At 37.7% G+C, this 17374-nt stretch carries 16 protein-coding genes; 13 read left to right on the top strand and 3 right to left on the bottom strand.

The features are described from left to right. Positions 1 to 150: 150 nt before the first annotated feature. Positions 151 to 978 (bottom strand): late competence protein ComER, encoded by an 828-nt coding sequence (gene comER / locus ORL93_RS08450; RefSeq protein ID WP_097794441.1) that lies wholly within the window; start codon positions 976 to 978, stop codon positions 151 to 153. Between the two features lie 79 nt (positions 979 to 1057). On the opposite strand from comER, the gene ORL93_RS08445 reads away from it, so the two are divergent. The 3 genes from ORL93_RS08445 (at position 1058) to ORL93_RS08435 (ending at position 4781) form a co-directional block, all read left to right on the top strand. Then, on the top strand, positions 1058 to 1660 hold the full coding sequence (locus ORL93_RS08445) for a helix-hairpin-helix domain-containing protein (RefSeq protein WP_306482355.1): 603 nt from the start codon (positions 1058 to 1060) through the stop codon (positions 1658 to 1660). A gap of 64 nt (positions 1661 to 1724) precedes the next feature. Then, a complete protein-coding gene (locus tag ORL93_RS08440; RefSeq protein ID WP_097794440.1) occupies positions 1725 to 2282 on the top strand; it encodes a ComE operon protein 2 in 558 nt (185 codons plus the stop codon). Positions 2283 to 2456: 174 nt separating this feature from the next. Continuing rightward, a complete protein-coding gene (locus tag ORL93_RS08435; protein ID WP_097786627.1) occupies positions 2457 to 4781 on the top strand; it encodes a DNA internalization-related competence protein ComEC/Rec2 in 2325 nt (774 codons plus the stop codon). A 32-nt stretch (positions 4782 to 4813) separates the two neighbouring features. On the opposite strand, the gene ORL93_RS08430 is transcribed toward ORL93_RS08435, so the two are convergent. Next, positions 4814 to 4948, bottom strand: a complete 135-nt coding sequence (locus tag ORL93_RS08430) for a YqzM family protein (protein WP_001001652.1) — start codon at positions 4946 to 4948, stop codon at positions 4814 to 4816. 509 nt (positions 4949 to 5457) lie between these two features. On the opposite strand from ORL93_RS08430, the gene holA reads away from it, so the two are divergent. Continuing rightward, positions 5458 to 6471 carry a DNA polymerase III subunit delta gene (holA, locus tag ORL93_RS08425; RefSeq protein ID WP_006095981.1) on the top strand — a complete coding sequence of 338 codons (1014 nt, stop codon included), beginning with the start codon at positions 5458 to 5460 and terminating at the stop codon, positions 6469 to 6471. A gap of 202 nt (positions 6472 to 6673) precedes the next feature. Here the strand turns inward: holA and rpsT are convergent, their stop codons facing one another. Beyond that, positions 6674 to 6931: a 30S ribosomal protein S20 gene (gene rpsT / locus ORL93_RS08420; protein ID WP_001274011.1), complete on the bottom strand. Its 258-nt coding sequence runs from the start codon at positions 6929 to 6931 to the stop codon at positions 6674 to 6676. A gap of 181 nt (positions 6932 to 7112) precedes the next feature. Between rpsT and gpr the strand changes: the two genes are divergently transcribed. From gpr to dnaJ, 9 genes are all read left to right on the top strand, one after another. Continuing rightward, positions 7113 to 8216 carry a GPR endopeptidase gene (gene gpr, locus ORL93_RS08415; RefSeq protein ID WP_265958848.1) on the top strand — a complete coding sequence of 368 codons (1104 nt, stop codon included), beginning with the start codon at positions 7113 to 7115 and terminating at the stop codon, positions 8214 to 8216. Positions 8217 to 8235: 19 nt separating this feature from the next. Then, positions 8236 to 8589, top strand: coding sequence for a DUF3679 domain-containing protein (locus ORL93_RS08410; protein ID WP_097794439.1), 354 nt, complete (start codon positions 8236 to 8238; stop codon positions 8587 to 8589). Positions 8590 to 8788: 199 nt separating this feature from the next. After that, complete coding sequence (gene lepA, locus ORL93_RS08405; protein ID WP_003200617.1) at positions 8789 to 10612, top strand: elongation factor 4; 1824 nt, start codon at positions 8789 to 8791, stop codon at positions 10610 to 10612. Positions 10613 to 10749: 137 nt separating this feature from the next. Further along, positions 10750 to 11124, top strand: coding sequence for a winged helix-turn-helix transcriptional regulator (locus tag ORL93_RS08400; RefSeq protein ID WP_097794438.1), 375 nt, complete (start codon positions 10750 to 10752; stop codon positions 11122 to 11124). Positions 11125 to 11178: 54 nt separating this feature from the next. Beyond that, positions 11179 to 12315 carry a radical SAM family heme chaperone HemW gene (gene hemW, locus ORL93_RS08395; RefSeq protein WP_097794437.1) on the top strand — a complete coding sequence of 379 codons (1137 nt, stop codon included), beginning with the start codon at positions 11179 to 11181 and terminating at the stop codon, positions 12313 to 12315. 133 nt (positions 12316 to 12448) lie between these two features. Next, on the top strand, positions 12449 to 13480 hold the full coding sequence (hrcA, locus tag ORL93_RS08390) for a heat-inducible transcriptional repressor HrcA (protein ID WP_003200623.1): 1032 nt from the start codon (positions 12449 to 12451) through the stop codon (positions 13478 to 13480). 110 nt (positions 13481 to 13590) lie between these two features. Then, the gene (gene grpE / locus ORL93_RS08385; RefSeq protein WP_018765852.1) at positions 13591 to 14160 is read left to right on the top strand and encodes a nucleotide exchange factor GrpE; all 570 of its coding nucleotides are present in this window, start codon (positions 13591 to 13593) and stop codon (positions 14158 to 14160) included. Positions 14161 to 14186: 26 nt separating this feature from the next. Next, a complete protein-coding gene (gene dnaK / locus ORL93_RS08380) occupies positions 14187 to 16022 on the top strand; it encodes a chaperone protein DnaK (protein ID WP_003200627.1) in 1836 nt (611 codons plus the stop codon). Between the two features lie 224 nt (positions 16023 to 16246). Next, complete coding sequence (gene dnaJ, locus ORL93_RS08375) at positions 16247 to 17359, top strand: chaperone protein DnaJ (protein WP_003200629.1); 1113 nt, start codon at positions 16247 to 16249, stop codon at positions 17357 to 17359. Positions 17360 to 17374 lie beyond the last annotated feature (15 nt).

Here is a 17374-nt window from a genome sequence, read left to right as displayed (position 1 = left end):
TTGCTTTTTTTTGTTTAGAATACAATATTTTATTTATAGAAAAGTAGAAAAGTAATACCTATAAAATCTAAAAATAAGGGTTTGATAAAAAATAGGATGAGAAAAAGAGAAGGATTTTTAAGAGGATTCTGTATCATTGTGGCGTATTATTTACGTGTGCTTATTAAATTGTTGTTCAACGCCTTCTAAATCTTCATCGTATTTTTCATGTGTCCGCTCGAATAATTTATGGAACATATCTCCGACGTGATCCTCTAAAATACGAATACCCTCTCCTGTAACACCGCCTTTTACACATACTTTCTCTTGTAGAGTTGGTAATGTGAAAATTTCTTTTTCTAGTAATTTCCCCATCCCGATAATCATTTCACTTGCTAAAGTAGTTGCTTCTTCATGAGTAATATTTGTTTTATCCACAGCAGCATCAATGAAACATTGTAGTAAGTAGCTGAAGAATGCGGGTCCGCAGCTTGCAATGTCAGATGAAACTCGTGTAATATCTTCTCCGATCACAATAGGTGTAGAAATATTTTTAAACAAACGAAGTAACTTTTGTTCCCATTCTTTCGAACAGTTTTTCCCGAATGTGAATAGTGAGGCGCCAGAGAATGCGCGGTTTGTAATGCTTGGAATAATACGTGCGACGTGACAAGATACAACCTGTTCTAATTGAACTGCTGATATGGGGCTTGTAATAGAAATTAAACATTTTTCATCAGTAAAGTGGGCAGTGTGTTTTTTTAAAATTGGATAGATGTCTAAAGGTTTAACGCAAATAAAAATAAGCTCTGAACGTTCAATTACCTCTTGCACTGTCTTTGCTATATGAACAGAAGGATACTTCTCTTTTATATGATATGCTTTGGCAGGCGTACGATTAATAATAGTAAGGCACGAAGGTTTGACAGCACGGGTTTCTAAAAATGCATCGATTAGTATATTCCCCATGTTTCCTGTCCCTATAATTCCTATGTTCAATGTTTCATCCCTCCTTCGTAACATCTTTCTCCTAAACAATATGAACCATGTTGTGAATTTATGAATTGGAGGTATTAAAATTATGCGGAATTTTCAAAAGAAGTGGCTCGCTTTATTAGGGGCTGTTGGCGTCGTATTTATACTGTTTATGTGGCAGACGAAGCAACAAGCTGTGCAACCGACCGTGAAACTTGATACAAATGTGAAGAGCGAAGAGAGAAAAGGTAAATTGAAAGTAGCAGAATCAAATGGACAGAAAAAAACAATTATGATTGATATAAAAGGTGCTGTGTATCGCGAAGGTGTATATGAGGTAGGAGCGGGTGCACGCGTGAAAGACGGGATTGAAAAAGCGGGTGGTTTTTTACCTGAAGCGGATATGGGAAAAGTGAACTTAGCGCAGCTTATGCAAGATCAAATGTTACTCTATGTCCCGAGAAAAGGAGAGCAAGTTCAAGGAGCCAATCTACCTTCAGGGCGGCAGGAGGAGAAAATTCAAATTAATGTTGCTTCAAAAGAGCAGCTCGAAAAAATAACGGGAATTGGGCCTCGGAAAGCAGAAAATATTTTGAAATATCGAGAAGAACATGGGCCGTTTCAAAAAATGGAAGATTTATTGGAGGTAGACGGCATTGGAGAGAAATCGCTTGAAAAAATAAAAGATAAAATAATTATTCCATAAAGGATTGACGAACTTTTTCTTCTTTCGCTACACTACAAGTAGATGAAAAAGTAGGTGAAAAGATATGGAACGAATTTCTTGGGATCAATATTTTATGACGCAAAGTCACTTATTATCGCTACGTAGTACGTGTACAAGGCTTGCAGTAGGAGCGACAATTGTCCGCGATAAGCGAATTATTGCGGGTGGATATAACGGTTCAATCACAGGTGGTGTGCATTGTATAGACGATGGGTGTTATATCATTGATAATCATTGTGTTCGTACAATTCATGCTGAAATGAATGCACTGTTGCAATGTGCAAAATTTGGTGCGAAAACAGAAGGTGCGGAAATTTATGTTACACACTTTCCTTGTTTACAATGTTGTAAAGCCATTATTCAAAGTGGTATTACAGCTGTTTATTACGCACAAGACTATAAAAATCACCCGTATGCTGTAGAACTATTCGAACAAGCAAATGTCACTGTGAAACATGTTCCGTTAGAATATGATATTACAACGTTAGAGAAACAAGAACGTCATTTGCAATTAAAAGAACTGTTTTCATCTTTAGAAAAAGATGAGTTAACAATGAATGAATTACAACAAGTATTCGCTAGAGCAAAAGAGATACTATAAGTGCGTGTTCAAAAAGGAGGATAAAGAGAGCTTGGCAGTTCGAGACGCGGAAGTCAGGAGAGTGCGGAGTGTAGATGGAACTACATGAGTGCCGGATTGGCGAAGCAGACGAAGAAATGTGAAAGATATCTTTCCTGGATTTTTTGAACATCCGCTATAAGGGGTGAGTATAAGTTGCGTGGACAATGGGGCTATATTGCAATCTCGTTTGTTATTGGGATTGCGATTGCCTGTTCCTCCTTTAAATTGTTGTATATTGGTTTATTTTGTTGTTATATTCTATTTTGTATATATCGTACTTCACGTCGAATCCTCTTTTTTTGCATACTGGCATGTTCCGGTAGCTTCCTCTATACCTCATATGTTGAATGGAAAAATCAGCATTCAAAAGGGTTAGACTTTGAAATAACAGAAGGTGTGATTCAAACTACACCCCTTATAAATGGTGATCGACTCTCTTTTCAAATGGAGGTCAATGATAGAGATACGTTGCAATTGATGTACAAAATTCAATCAGTTGAACAAAAAGAACAGTTGCAGAAATTACATGCTGGTATGAGTTGTACATTTCAAGGAGAAATGAAAGTGCCGTCAGAAGCACGGAATTTCCACGGGTTCGACTATCGTGACTACTTACATAAGCAAAAGATTCACTTTTTATTCGAAGCAAAAGAGATTTCAAATTGTATCCAAAAATCTTTGACGTTTACACAGTGGGTCTTTTTATTACGCCAAAATGCGGTGTCGATAGTCGCAGAAATGTTTCCTGGGCAATCCGGAGCGTTTATGAATGCGTTGTTGTTTGGAGATCGGCAACTGATGACATTTGAAGTAGAAGAACAATACCAACAGTTTGGTCTTATCCACTTATTAGCCATTTCAGGATCACATATTGTATTATTAATGGCGATTGGCTACTTTGTTCTACTACGGATTGGTGTAACGAGGGAAATGGCGACAATCTGCCTTATTATTTGCATTCCGCTGTATATGTTTTTAGCAGGGGCGTCTCCATCTGTCATGAGGGCTTCTGTAACGGGTGTTATGTTGTTGCTAGCACTAATGCATTCTATCCGTGTTTCGAGTTTAGATGCGCTTAGTATGACGGCTGTATTAATGCTTTTATATAACCCTTATATGGCTTTTGATATTGGATTTCAATTTTCGTTTGTTGGTAGTTTTGCGTTATTGCTGTCAGCAAGTAGGCTATTACAGCATGATAATGGTCTGATTCAAAATACAATCTATCTTTCTGTTATTTCACAACTTGCTAGTACTCCTATTTTGTTATATCATTTTGGTTATTTTTCTCCATATAGTATTTTCCTCAACCTTCTATATGTCCCGCTTCTATCTTGTGTTGTGTTACCGTGTAGTATTGTAATTTTTGCGTGTATACTATTTGTACCTTTCGTAGCGAAATGGCTCGCACAAATGTTATCAGTATGTTTAACAATTTCTAATGATATTCTTCAGTACTGTGAAAATCTCCCATTTCTTCGCTTTACCTTTGGCCAAACGCCTTTATTTCTTATAGTTTTATATTGTTTTAGTATCGTTAGTATATTTATTGTGTGGGAAAGAGTGGTTAGAAAAAAGTTTTTATTCCTGACTGTTGGGTTTTTCCTCTTTATATGTATTTTTCATTATATTTCGCCTTATTTCCGTACTAGCGGAAGTGTGACTTTTATTGATGTTGGACAAGGAGATGCGATCTTGATTCGTCTTCCGTATGAAAAGGGGGTCTATCTCATTGATACAGGAGGAACGATTCCTGTAAAAAAAGAAGCATGGCAGAAGAAAAAACATGAATTTTCTGTTGGACACGATATTCTCCTTCCATTTTTGCAAAAAGAGGGTATTCGGAAAATTGATAAGTTGATTGTGACGCATGGAGATACAGATCATATGGGAGCGGCTAAAGAATTGTTATCCGCTATTACTGTAGGGGAAATCGTATTTGGGAAGAAGCGAGAAGATGCTGTGGTCGAAAAAGAATTGAAAAAAATTGCAAAGGAAAAAAATATAAGGATAAACATTGTAGGAGAAGGGGATGGATGGCAAGTAGACGAAGCGATATTTACTGTACTATCACCAGAGGGAGGAGAGAAAGAGGATAACGATTCGTCTATTGTGTTATGGGTAAAGCTAGGTGGATTTATATGGCTGTTTACTGGAGATCTAGAAGAGAAAGGCGAGCGACGAATTGTAGAGCAGTATCCAGAGTTGCGAGCGGATATTTTAAAGGTTGGGCATCATGGTAGTAAGACGTCGTCCTCATCTTCTTTTTTACACCTGATTCAGCCTAAAAAGGCAATTATTTCAGCTGGAGAGCATAATCGATATGGTCATCCGCATCAGCAAGTGCTAGAGCGTTTGTTAGAACTTGATATTGAAATATGGCGAACAGACAAGCAAGGAGCTATTTCCTATGTTTTTGAAGGCGAAAGAGGAACGTTTCAAAGTAAATTAACATATGATGAAGCACAGAAAAGGTGAAGTGAAAAAAAGAAGGCCGCAAGCAGCAGCCTTTAAGAACCAATAAATTTAATAATTGTTGCAATAATGAAAAGTGTTGCGAAAAAACCAAATGAGACGATAAAACCTACCCCTGAATCAATAGCGTCATTGCGTTTACTTTGAACGTTTTGCTCAAATTCATTCATTTAGAATCCCTCCCCAACATTCCATTTTAGTATAAGATATTGTCAGAAAAAAATCTACAATTTCCATATGAAGATAAAGGGAGACTTTAATCAGTGGGTTTGCTCTTCCACTGATGATTAACCCCCACCAATCGGGTTTTTACGGGCAATTGATCCCATATCTGACTTTTTTGCTTTCGCTGAATTTTGAGATGAGGGTCTTACTGCACGTGAGTAGCGGGGGAGATAGAGAATATGTGTGTAGAAGTAGGCGGTAAATCTTATGTGAAAAGAAGATGGAAATTTGATTTCCATGCATGTTAACAGTTAACAATTATACTTATCCGGCAGTTGCGAATAATAACAGTAAAGTGGTTACCGCACACCAATAAGAATCCCGGGACTTATTGCGTGGCGTTTTATATAGATAAAGGGACGGGTTAGTTTAAACCTGTTCCTTTGTACTTGTAAAACAAAAGATACCACATTAGTATAGAGATATATTGCCAAATTAGGGAGTAGGAAAAAGCATGAGTGATATACATAAGAAGATTAAAAAGAAACAGTTTGCACCACTTTATTTAATATATGGAACGGAAGTTTATTTTATAAATGAAACAATAAAGCTTATAACAACGGAAGCGCTAGCTGAAGAAGATCGTGAGTTTAATGTTGTAACATATGACTTAGAAGAAGCGTATTTGGAAGATGTAATAGAAGATGCACGGACGCTTCCTTTTTTTGGAGAACGTAAAATACTACTAGTTAAATCCCCATTGTTTTTAACATCACAAAAAGAAAAACTAGAACAAAATCTAAAGATTTTGGAGGAGTATGTTGCAGAACCATCTCCATTTTCGATTGTTGTATTTGTAGCTCCTTATGAAAAATTAGATGAACGGAAAAAAATCACAAAATTATTAAAGAAAACGGCAGATGTAGTAGAAGCAAGTACGATGCAAGTACAGGACGTTCGTAAATGGATTGTGGCCCGTGTAGATGAAGTGCATGTACATATTGAGGAAGCAGCTGTTAGTTTACTATTGGAGCTTGTAGGAAGCAATGTAACGATGCTAGCAAAGGAAATGGACAAGTTGACCCTTTATGTTGGTATAGGTGGAGAAATTACAACAGGGCTTGTAGCGGAACTGGTACCAAAATCGGTTGAACAAAATGTGTTTGCGTTAACAGAAAAGGTAGTAAAAAAAGATATTGCTGGGGCTATGCTAATTCTAGATGGACTATTTACGCAGCAAGAGGAACCAATTAAATTATTGGCGTTATTAGTGAGTCAATTTCGTTTACTGTACCAAGTGAAGGAATTACAGCAACGTGGATATGGACAAAATCAAATTGCTTCGCATATTGGTGTTCACCCGTACCGAGTAAAGTTGGCGATGAATCAAACGAAATTTTTCTCGTTTGAAGAATTGAAAAAAGTTATTTTAGAGCTAGCTGAAGCTGATTATAGTATGAAAACAGGGAAAATGGATAAAAAGCTTGTCTTGGAGTTTTTCTTAATGCGTTTAAATCATATTGGGTAAAATAAAAGCGGAGGCAGTTCGCTCAGAATCACAGGTCATTGGAGCCCCCCACCGAGAAGTGCTTTTGGCTTCGATCGAGAGGGTGAAATGGCCGGAGATTCTAGTTGCTATAGCTGGATAAAATAAAAAAGTTCATGTCATCTGCTGCATGGACTTTTTTGTATATAAAAAAACGATCCAAATGGATCGTTTTTTAAACGCCTTACGCGTTTACTTGTTTCGCTAAGCGAGATTTTTGACGAGCTGCAGCGTTTTGGTGGATAAGACCTTTACGAGCTGCTTTGTCAAGTTTTTTAGAAGCAGTTTTGAAAGCTTCTTTAGCATTTTCAAGATCGTTATTAGTAACTAAAGCTTCTACAGTTTTAACAGCTGAACGCATGTCAGATTTGATAGAAGCGTTATGTGCACGACGCTCTTCGCTAAGTTTAGCGCGTTTGATAGCAGATTTAATGTTTGCCATACTTTTCACCTCCCTGGTGCGATCGAGTGACTCGATACTTACATAGAACAAGTGATATTCTATCAAACGGAGAAGAGAATTGCAATAGCGAGATCAATGAAATTTCATGTAAGGGAAAGAATGGCCTTATATAATTTTGGGAAATCTAACGATATTTACTATTAAATGCGGAGGAGATACGATGAAAGAACCATTAGATTTAAGTAAATATAGCGTTAGGACAGACCTTGCAGTAGAAGCGCATCAAATGTTACAAGAACGTCAACAAAAACAAACGGGAATCGAAGGTGTTGTTGTAAAAGAGCGTGAAGAAGAAGGGATTACGATTACGAAAGTGATAATCGATGAAAGTGCTTCTGAATCGATGGGTAAAAAAGCCGGGAATTATTTAACGCTTGAAGTGCAAGGGATCCGCCAGCAAGATACGGAACTTCAGCAAAAAGTGGAACGTATTTTTGCAAAAGAATTCTCTTACTTATTAGGAGAAATTGGAATAACCAAAGAAGCAAGCTGCTTAATTGTAGGGCTAGGGAATTGGAATGTCACACCAGATGCACTTGGTCCGATTGTTGTAGAGAATGTGCTTGTGACACGCCATCTTTTTAAATTACAACCTGAAAGTGTAGAGGAAGGGTATCGCCCAGTTAGTGCAATTCGTCCAGGTGTAATGGGGATTACAGGGATTGAAACAAGTGACGTCATTTACGGTATCATTGAAAAAACAAAGCCGGATTTTGTTATCGCTATCGATGCGCTTGCTGCAAGGTCTATTGAACGAGTAAACAGTACGATACAGATTTCAGATACGGGAATTCATCCTGGATCTGGTGTAGGAAATAAACGAAAAGAACTAAGTAAAGAAACGCTAGGAATTCCTGTGATTGCTATCGGCGTTCCGACGGTTGTAGATGCTGTTTCCATTACGAGCGATACAATTGATTTTATCCTAAAACATTTTGGACGTGAAATGAGAGAAGGAGATAAGCCGTCTCGATCTTTATTGCCAGCAGGTTTTACATTTAGAGAAAAGAAGAAACTAACAGAGGAAGATATGCCGGATGAAAAAAGCCGTAATATGTTTTTAGGGGCAGTGGGCACATTGGAAGATGAAGAAAAACGAAAATTAATTTACGAAGTATTAGCTCCTCTTGGTCATAATTTAATGGTGACGCCGAAAGAAGTAGATGCATTTATTGAAGATATGGCAAATGTAATAGCGAGTGGTTTAAATGCTGCACTTCATCATCAAATTGACCAAGATAATACAGGTGCATATACGCATTGATGAGAAGAGGCGAAAGTAGTTGAGTAGATTTACGCTTCAATGTGTGTGCTGCGTTATTCTGTTTTTGTTTGTGATGCTAATCGGAATTGGAATCGTTAATCATGGCTTAAAAAGCATGAAAGGCTATCGGCAGCCAACATATGAACAAGTTGCACGAATGACGGGAACTGGAAGTGAAAATGTTGATTTAGAAATTTTAGGAGGTACATTTTCAGTAAGTGAAAAACAAAAACAGTTAGAAAGTCTCAGAAGTTTTAATGTTGTAGAAGGACTGGGAATGGGAATCGCAGAATTTGTTCGAAGTATCGCTAAGTTTAGTACAGATATAGTAATTGGGAAAATAAAAGATATTTTTAGCCAATTGGGAGAATAAACAGAGGTTGTCTTATCATTTTGTAAGACAACCATTTTTTTGTTATAAAAAGGTTTGTCTCGTTTGATCTGCTCGCATAAGATAAAGAGAGGAAGATTTGTCTTATAAGCAGCACGAGTTTTCATTGAATCTTTGCTGCTCTATTGATATAATCAGTGCTAGTGTATATTGGCGAGACTATTAGGAGTTGAGAACATAGATGAATAAAGAAGAAAGAGCAAAAAGACAGTCCAACATTCGTAACTTCTCCATCATTGCTCATATTGACCACGGAAAGTCAACGTTGGCAGATCGTATTTTGGAGAAAACAAATGCGTTAACACAGCGCGAAATGAAAGCTCAATTACTTGACTCTATGGATTTAGAGCGTGAGCGTGGTATTACAATTAAATTAAATGCAGTTCAATTAACGTATACGGCAAAAAACGGTGAAGAATATACTCTTCACTTAATCGATACACCAGGGCACGTCGACTTTACGTACGAAGTATCTCGTAGTTTAGCGGCTTGTGAAGGTGCTATCCTTGTTGTTGATGCAGCGCAAGGTATTGAAGCGCAAACGTTAGCGAACGTGTATTTAGCGCTTGATAATAATTTAGAAATTTTACCGGTTATTAATAAAATCGATTTGCCAAGTGCTGACCCAGAGCGTGTTCGTCAAGAAGTAGAAGATGTAATTGGTTTAGATGCATCAGAAGCTGTACTTGCTTCCGCAAAGGCTGGAATTGGGATTGAAGATATTTTAGAACAAATCGTTGAAAAAGTACCAGCTCCAGAAGGTGACCCGGAAGAGCCACTTCAATGTATGATTTTTGACTCTTTATATGACCCATATCGCGGTGTAATTGCGTATATCCGTGTTGTGAACGGTACAGTAAAAGTTGGCGATAAAGTACGTATGATGGCAACTGGTAAAGAATTTGAGGTAACAGAAGTAGGTGTATTTACACCGAAAACAACGCAGCGTGAAGAGTTAACAGTAGGTGATGTAGGATTCCTAGCAGCATCTATTAAAAATGTAGGAGACACACGCGTTGGTGATACAATCACACATGCGAAACGTCCAGCAGCAGAACCATTACCAGGTTATCGTAAATTAAACCCAATGGTATTCTGTGGTTTATATCCAATCGATTCGGCGCGTTATAACGATTTACGTGATGCATTAGAAAAACTTGAATTGAATGATTCTGCTCTTGAATTTGAGCCAGAAACATCTCAAGCATTAGGATTCGGTTTCCGTTGTGGCTTCTTAGGGTTACTTCACATGGAAATCATTCAAGAACGTATTGAACGTGAATTTAAGATTGATTTAATTACAACGGCGCCAAGTGTTATTTATAAAGTATATTTAACGAGCGGTGAAGATCTTATTGTTGATAACCCATCTAACATGCCAGATCCGCAATCTATTGACCGTGTGGAAGAACCGTTTGTAAAAGCGACGATTATGGTTCCAAATGATTACGTTGGTGCTGTAATGGAAATTTGCCAAGGGAAACGTGGTACATTCCTTGATATGCAATATTTAGATGAAACACGTGTTACGTTAACATATGAAATCCCACTTTCTGAAATCGTATACGACTTCTTTGATCAATTGAAGTCTAATACGAAAGGGTATGCATCATTTGATTACGAGTTAATCGGTTACAAACCGTCTAGACTTGTGAAGATGGATATTTTATTAAATAATGAACAAGTCGATGCTTTATCATTCATTGTACATCGCGATTCAGCCTATGATCGTGGTAAAGTAATTGTAGAAAAATTAAAAGAATTAATTCCAAGACAACAGTTTGAAGTACCAATTCAAGCGACAATTGGGAACAAAGTTGTAGCGCGTTCTACAATTAAAGCGATGCGTAAAAACGTACTTGCAAAATGTTATGGTGGTGACATTTCTCGTAAACGTAAACTTCTTGATAAACAAAAAGAAGGTAAAAAACGTATGAAGTCTGTTGGTTCTGTAGAAGTGCCACAAGAAGCATTCATGGCTGTATTGAAAATGGACGATAACTAATAAAAAAGAAGCCGTTTGTGCGGCTTCTTTTTGTACGTAGGATTACTTTTTTAGACATCTTTTCATCTCTCCTTTACAATGGTGAGGATGCTTTTTATTGTAAGAAACAACAGTGATATAGAGTTAGGAGACTATTGATGTCTGAAAATATTCGAAAAGATATTCAAGAAAAAATACAAAACGGTGATTTTAATTGTGAAAAAGAATTGACGCTTTCTATTATTAGCGGAAAGTGGAAAGTTGTAATCTTGTGGCATCTAGGTGTAGAAGGGTCGCATCGCTTTAGTGAGTTACAACGACTATTCCCAAACATTTCTCATAAGGTTTTATCTAATCAATTAAAAGAATTAATGGAAGATGGAATCATTGAACGGACAGTATATCCAGAAGTACCTCCGCGGGTAGAGTACTTTATGACTGATTTAGGTATGACGCTTTTACCAATCGTCGAAATGATGTATGATTGGGGAAAAATGCGAATGGAACAAATTCGTAACACGTTACAGAAGTAAAGGAGCCTCCGAAGTGCGGAGGTTTTCTTTTTAGAAAGGTAGGAGTCTAGTTTAATGCAAGCTGCATATATTCATATTCCGTTTTGTCAGCATATTTGTCACTATTGTGATTTTAATAAAGTATTTATTGAACGTCAGCCTGTTGATCAATATTTAGAGTATTTAGAGAAAGAAATTATGAATACGGTTCAAAAGGTGCCGTTTGAAAATATGAAAACGATTTTTGTTGGGGGCGGGACACCAACGGCATTAAATATGGAGCAGACAAAAAAGCTGTTAGATATTATTAATCGCCGTTTACGTCCGTTCGCTCCAAACTGTGAATTGACGTTTGAAGCAAATCCTGGAGATTTGCCAAAAGAAAAGTTGAACCTGCTATTAGATGGTGGTGTCAATCGAATTAGCTTTGGTGTGCAAACATTTCGAGATGAATTACTTCAGAAAATTGGACGTAAGCATACGAGGGAAGATGCATTTGTAGCGATTCGTGAAGCGCAGGAAGTAGGCTTTACGAATATTAATGTGGATTTAATTTATGCATTACCAGGGCAAACGATAGAAGATGTGAAAGAAACGTTGGACATTGCTTTTACGTTAGGAGTTCAGCATTTTTCTGCATATTCCTTAATTGTTGAACCGAAAACGGTTTTTTATAATTTAATGAACAAAGGAAAATTAAGACTTCCAGGGGAAGAGCATGAAGCAAGAATGTATGAAATGGTAATGGATGAAATGGAAAATCATGGCTATAAACAGTATGAAATCAGTAATTTTTCAAAAGAAGGCTATGAAAGTAGACATAATCTCACATACTGGAATAATGAACAGTATTATGGTTTTGGAGCTGGTGCTCACAGTTATGTAAACGGAGAACGAATTCAAAATGTTGGCCCGTTAAAGCAATATTTCTCTAAAATTGATGAGACAGGCTTCCCTTATTTAGACGTCCACGAAGTAACAAGAAAAGAAAGAATGGAAGAAGAACTATTTTTAGGGCTTCGGAAAACAAAGGGCGTTTCTAAGCTTACATTCCAAAAGAAATTTGGTGTCGAAATGGATGAGATTTTTGCAAAGCAGTTATTATCCAACAAGGAATATGGATTGCTTCAGGATAAAGGTAACCATGTTTGTTTGACGAGACAAGGTAAGTTATTAGGGAATGAAGTATTTCAGTCGTTTTTAATTGATTAATTAAATGTTCAGTAGGTATGAAAAAGTTTCTCTATTTTGTGACGTTTCCGTTGACAATTGAATGTCAATTTTGGTAAGTTATTAATAGATTTAGCACTCGAAGACAAAGAGTGCTAACAGAGGTGATGATGAGATGCTTACGGAACGTCAGCTCTTGATTTTACAAACAATTATTGATGACTTTATTGGATCAGCGCAACCTGTTGGGTCAAGAACGTTGGCTAAAAAAGATGAAATTACATTTAGTTCAGCTACGATTCGAAATGAAATGGCTGATTTAGAGGAACTGGGATTTATCGAAAAGACACACAGTTCTTCTGGACGTGTTCCTTCAGAAAAAGGATATCGATTTTATGTAGACCATCTTTTAGCACCACAACATTTATCGAATGAGGATGTTGTACAGATTAAGGATTTATTTGCTGAAAGAATTTTTGAAGCGGAAAAAATTGCACAGCAATCCGCTCAAATTTTATCAGAGCTCACAAATTATACGGCAATTGTTCTTGGACCGAAAGTGAGTGCAAATAAATTAAAGAATGTACAAATTGTTCCGCTGGATCATCAAACAGCAGTCGCCATTATTGTAACAGATACAGGTCATGTACAAAGCAAAACGATTACCGTTCCGGAATCTGTTGATTTATCAGATTTAGAAAAAATGGTTAATATTTTAAACGAAAAGCTATCTGGTGTGCCGATGGCGGAGCTGCATAATAAAATTTTAAAAGAGATTGTGACGGTTCTACGTGGGTATGTCCACAACTATGATAGTGCAATAAAAATGTTAGATGGTACATTTCAAGTTCCCTTGTCGGAAAAGATATACTTTGGGGGGAAAGCGAATATGCTTTCGCAGCCGGAGTTTCACGACATTCAAAAGGTACGCTCCTTGCTGACTATGATTGATAATGAAGCTGAATTTTACGATATTTTGCGTAATAAACAAGTCGGGATTCAAGTGAAAATCGGTCGAGAAAATTCTTCGACGGCTATGGAAGATTGTAGTTTAATTTCTGCAACCTATTCCATTGGCGAAGAACAGATTGGAACAATCGCGATCCTAGGTCCAACGAGAATGCAGTATTCTCGCGTAATTAGTCTGTTACAATTGTTTTCAAGACAATTTACAGATGGGCTAAACGGATTGTATAAATCAAAATAATAAATTCACTCGAGCGATGAACATTGTCATTGCTGGTGTGTAACATAAAAACTATGCTTGGACGCTCATGTTAAGCATGAGCTCTGGTGCCTTTTAAGGAGGTGAAAGTTGTGGAAGAGCGTAACGAACAAGTAGTTGAAGAAGCGAAAGAAACGCAAACTGAGGAATCTATTACAGCAGAAAACAGTGAAGAAACTGTAGTAGAAGAAAAAAGTGAAGCGGCTCTTTTACAAGAAAAAGTAGATGGATTGCAAGCGAAATTGACGGAAACGGAAGGTCGCACATTACGTCTACAAGCTGATTTTGAAAACTATAAGCGCCGTGTTCAACTGGATAAGCAAGCGGCTGAAAAATACAGATCGCAAAGCCTTGTGTCAGATATTTTGCCAGCTCTTGATAACTTTGAAAGAGCGATGCAAGTGGAAGCGAGCGACGAGCAGATGAAGTCCTTACTACAAGGGATGGAAATGGTATATCGTCAATTGCTAGAAGCGCTGACTAAAGAAGGTGTTGAAGCGATTGAAGCTGTTGGTAAACAGTTTGATCCGCATGAACATCAAGCTGTTATGCAAGTAGAAGACAGCGAGTTTGAATCAAACGCGGTTGTGGAAGAATTCCAAAAAGGTTATAAACTGAAAGACCGTGTGATTCGCCCATCAATGGTAAAAGTAAATCAATAATTTACATAAATGTAGGAGGTTTCGCCATGAGTAAAATTATCGGTATTGACTTAGGTACAACAAACTCTTGTGTAGCTGTTATGGAAGGTGGAGAACCAAAGGTTATTCCAAATCCAGAAGGGAACCGTACAACACCTTCTGTTGTAGCTTTCAAAAATGAAGAGCGTCAAGTTGGGGAAGTAGCGAAGCGTCAAGCGATTACAAACCCAAATACAATCATGTCTGTTAAACGTCATATGGGTACAGACTACAAAGTAGAAGTTGAAGGTAAAAACTACACACCTCAAGAAATTTCTGCAATCATTTTACAAAACTTAAAAGCTTCTGCTGAAGCGTACTTAGGTGAAACAGTAACGAAAGCTGTTATCACAGTGCCAGCATACTTCAACGATGCAGAACGCCAAGCAACAAAAGACGCTGGCCGTATTGCTGGTTTAGAAGTAGAACGTATTATTAATGAACCAACAGCAGCTGCGCTTGCTTACGGTTTAGAAAAACAAGACGAAGAACAAAAAGTTCTAGTATATGACTTAGGTGGCGGTACATTCGACGTATCTATTCTTGAGTTAGCAGATGGAACATTTGAAGTTATTTCAACTGCGGGTGACAACCGTCTTGGTGGTGACGACTTTGACCAAGTTATCATCGATCATTTAGTAGCTGAATTCAAAAAAGAAAATAACATTGATTTAAGCCAAGATAAAATGGCACTTCAACGTTTGAAAGATGCAGCTGAAAAAGCGAAAAAAGATCTTTCAGGTGTAACACAAACACAAATTTCATTACCATTCATTAGTGCTGGGGCTGCTGGTCCATTACACTTAGAATTAAACTTAACAAGAGCGAAATTCGAAGAACTTTCAGCTAACCTTGTTGAAAGAACATTAGAGCCAACTCGTCGTGCATTAAAAGATGCTGGTCTTTCTCCAAGTGAATTAGATAAAGTTATTCTTGTTGGTGGTTCTACTCGTATCCCAGCTGTACAAGAAGCAATTAAACGTGAAACTGGTAAAGAACCATATAAAGGCGTTAACCCTGATGAAGTTGTAGCGTTAGGTGCTGCAGTTCAGGGCGGTGTACTTACTGGTGATGTAAAAGGCGTTCTATTATTAGACGTAACTCCACTTTCTTTAGGTATCGAAACTATGGGTGGCGTATTTACGAAGTTAATCGAGCGTAACACAACAATTCCAACAAGTAAGTCACAAGTGTTCTCAACTGCTGCTGATAATCAGCCTGCAGTAGACATTCACGTATTGCAAGGTGAGCGTCCAATGTCAGCTGACAACAAAACACTAGGTCGCTTCCAATTAACAGATATCCCACCAGCACCACGTGGTATTCCGCAAATCGAAGTAACATTCGATATTGATGCGAACGGTATCGTAAATGTACGTGCAAAAGACTTAGGAACAAGTAAAGAACAAACAATTACAATCCAATCTTCTTCAGGTCTTTCTGATGAAGAAGTAGATCGTATGGTAAAAGAAGCTGAAGCAAATGCTGATGCTGACCAAAAGCGTAAGGAAGAAGTTGAACTTCGTAATGAAGCTGACCAACTTGTATTCCAAACAGATAAAGTTGTAAAAGATTTAGAAGGTAAAGTAGATGCAGCTGAGGTAGCGAAAGCAACAGAAGCAAAAGAAGCATTACAAGCGGCAATCGAGAAAAATGATCTTGATGAAATTCGTGCGAAAAAAGATGCACTTCAAGAAATCGTACAACAACTTACTGTAAAATTATATGAACAAGCTCAAGCAGCTGCTGGTGCTCAGCAAGCAGAAGGTACACAAGGTAACGCTAGTGCAAAAAATGACAACGTAGTTGACGCTGAGTTTGAAGAAGTAAAAGAAGATAAGTAATAAAGTAAAAAAACATAAGTAAGATGACAAAAAGTCAAAGTCAAGCGTGCCTTGGTTTTGGCTTTTTTCATGAATGAAGAAAGTGCTTCGGGCAGGTTAGCTCTTTCATATGAGAGTCTTAAGTTTTTCTTTTTGCATACTGTAAGTGAGGAAACTTTGTTGCAAAGCACTTTCTTTCGGTGTTAAAATTACGTTTATGTGAAAGATTCGGGGGTTACAAATTTATGAATAAAAGAGATTATTATGAGGTGCTCGGCCTTAGCAAGGGCGCTTCAAAAGATGAAATCAAAAAAGCATACCGTCGTTTGGCTAAAAAATATCATCCAGACGTAAGCAAAGAAGAAAATGCAATTGAAAAGTTTAAAGAAGTACAAGAAGCGTATGAAGTTTTAAGTGACGATCAGAAACGTGCGCAGTACGATCAATTTGGTCATGCTGATCCAAATCAGGGTTTTGGCGGCTTCGGCGGTGGAGACTTTGGTGGTGGATTCGGATTTGAAGACATTTTCAGCTCATTCTTTGGCGGAGGTGGCGGCAGACGCCGTGATCCAAATGCACCGCGTCAAGGTGCTGACTTGCAATATCAAGTTACTTTAAACTTTGAAGAAGCGATTTTTGGTAAGGAATTAAATGTTGAAATTCCAGTTGAAGACCCATGTGACACATGTCAAGGCGCTGGGGCGAAACCAGGAACTTCAAAAGAAACATGTAAACATTGTTCAGGAACAGGTCAAGTGAGCGTAGAACAAAATACACCATTTGGTCGTATTGTAAATCGTCAAGCGTGTAAACATTGTTCAGGAACAGGCCAAATGATTAAAGAGAAATGTACAACATGTCATGGCTCTGGAAAAGTACGTAAACGTAAAAAAATTAACGTTAAAATTCCAGCGGGTATTGATAATGGTCAACAAATCCGTGTGTCTGGTAAAGGTGAAGCGGGTGTAAACGGTGGGCCGGCTGGTGATTTATATGTTGTTGTTCATGTAAGAGACCATGAGTTCTTCGAGCGTGATGGCGATCATATTATTTGTGAAATGCCATTAACATTCACGCAAGTAGCGCTTGGTGCTGAAGTGGAAGTTCCAACTGTTCATGGAAAAGTGAAATTGAAAATACCAGCAGGAACGCAAACAGGAACGGAATTCCGCCTAAAAGGAAAAGGCGCTCCAAATGTACGTGGATATGGCCAAGGTGATCAATATGTAGTTGTTCGTGTTGTTGTACCAACGAAATTAACATCACATCAAAAAGAATTATTACGTGAATTTGCAGGACAAGAAGATCAAGATGATAGCCTATTTGGAAAGCTTAAACGAGCTTTCAAAGGGGAATAATGGAAATAAAAAATG

Source organism: Bacillus sp. DHT2, assembly GCF_026241455.1.
Lineage (GTDB): Bacteria > Bacillota > Bacilli > Bacillales > Bacillaceae_G > Bacillus_A > Bacillus_A pseudomycoides.
Note: the sequence above shows the minus strand (reverse complement) of the source record. Positions and strands in the feature narration are given on the sequence as shown.

What these genes read in the sequence shown, in the direction of transcription:
- ORL93_RS08440 (WP_097794440.1), top strand. Translation starts at nt 1,725, where the DNA reads ATGGAACGAATTTCTTGGGATCAATATTTTATGACGCAAAGTCACTTA.
- ORL93_RS08430 (WP_001001652.1), bottom strand. Translation starts at nt 4,948, where the DNA reads ATGAATGAATTTGAGCAAAACGTTCAAAGTAAACGCAATGACGCTATT.
- holA (WP_006095981.1), top strand. Translation starts at nt 5,458, where the DNA reads ATGAGTGATATACATAAGAAGATTAAAAAGAAACAGTTTGCACCACTT.
- rpsT (WP_001274011.1), bottom strand. Translation starts at nt 6,931, where the DNA reads ATGGCAAACATTAAATCTGCTATCAAACGCGCTAAACTTAGCGAAGAG.
- gpr (WP_265958848.1), top strand. Translation starts at nt 7,113, where the DNA reads ATGAAAGAACCATTAGATTTAAGTAAATATAGCGTTAGGACAGACCTT.
- lepA (WP_003200617.1), top strand. Translation starts at nt 8,789, where the DNA reads ATGAATAAAGAAGAAAGAGCAAAAAGACAGTCCAACATTCGTAACTTC.
- ORL93_RS08400 (WP_097794438.1), top strand. Translation starts at nt 10,750, where the DNA reads ATGTCTGAAAATATTCGAAAAGATATTCAAGAAAAAATACAAAACGGT.
- hemW (WP_097794437.1), top strand. Translation starts at nt 11,179, where the DNA reads ATGCAAGCTGCATATATTCATATTCCGTTTTGTCAGCATATTTGTCAC.
- hrcA (WP_003200623.1), top strand. Translation starts at nt 12,449, where the DNA reads ATGCTTACGGAACGTCAGCTCTTGATTTTACAAACAATTATTGATGAC.
- dnaK (WP_003200627.1), top strand. Translation starts at nt 14,187, where the DNA reads ATGAGTAAAATTATCGGTATTGACTTAGGTACAACAAACTCTTGTGTA.
- dnaJ (WP_003200629.1), top strand. Translation starts at nt 16,247, where the DNA reads ATGAATAAAAGAGATTATTATGAGGTGCTCGGCCTTAGCAAGGGCGCT.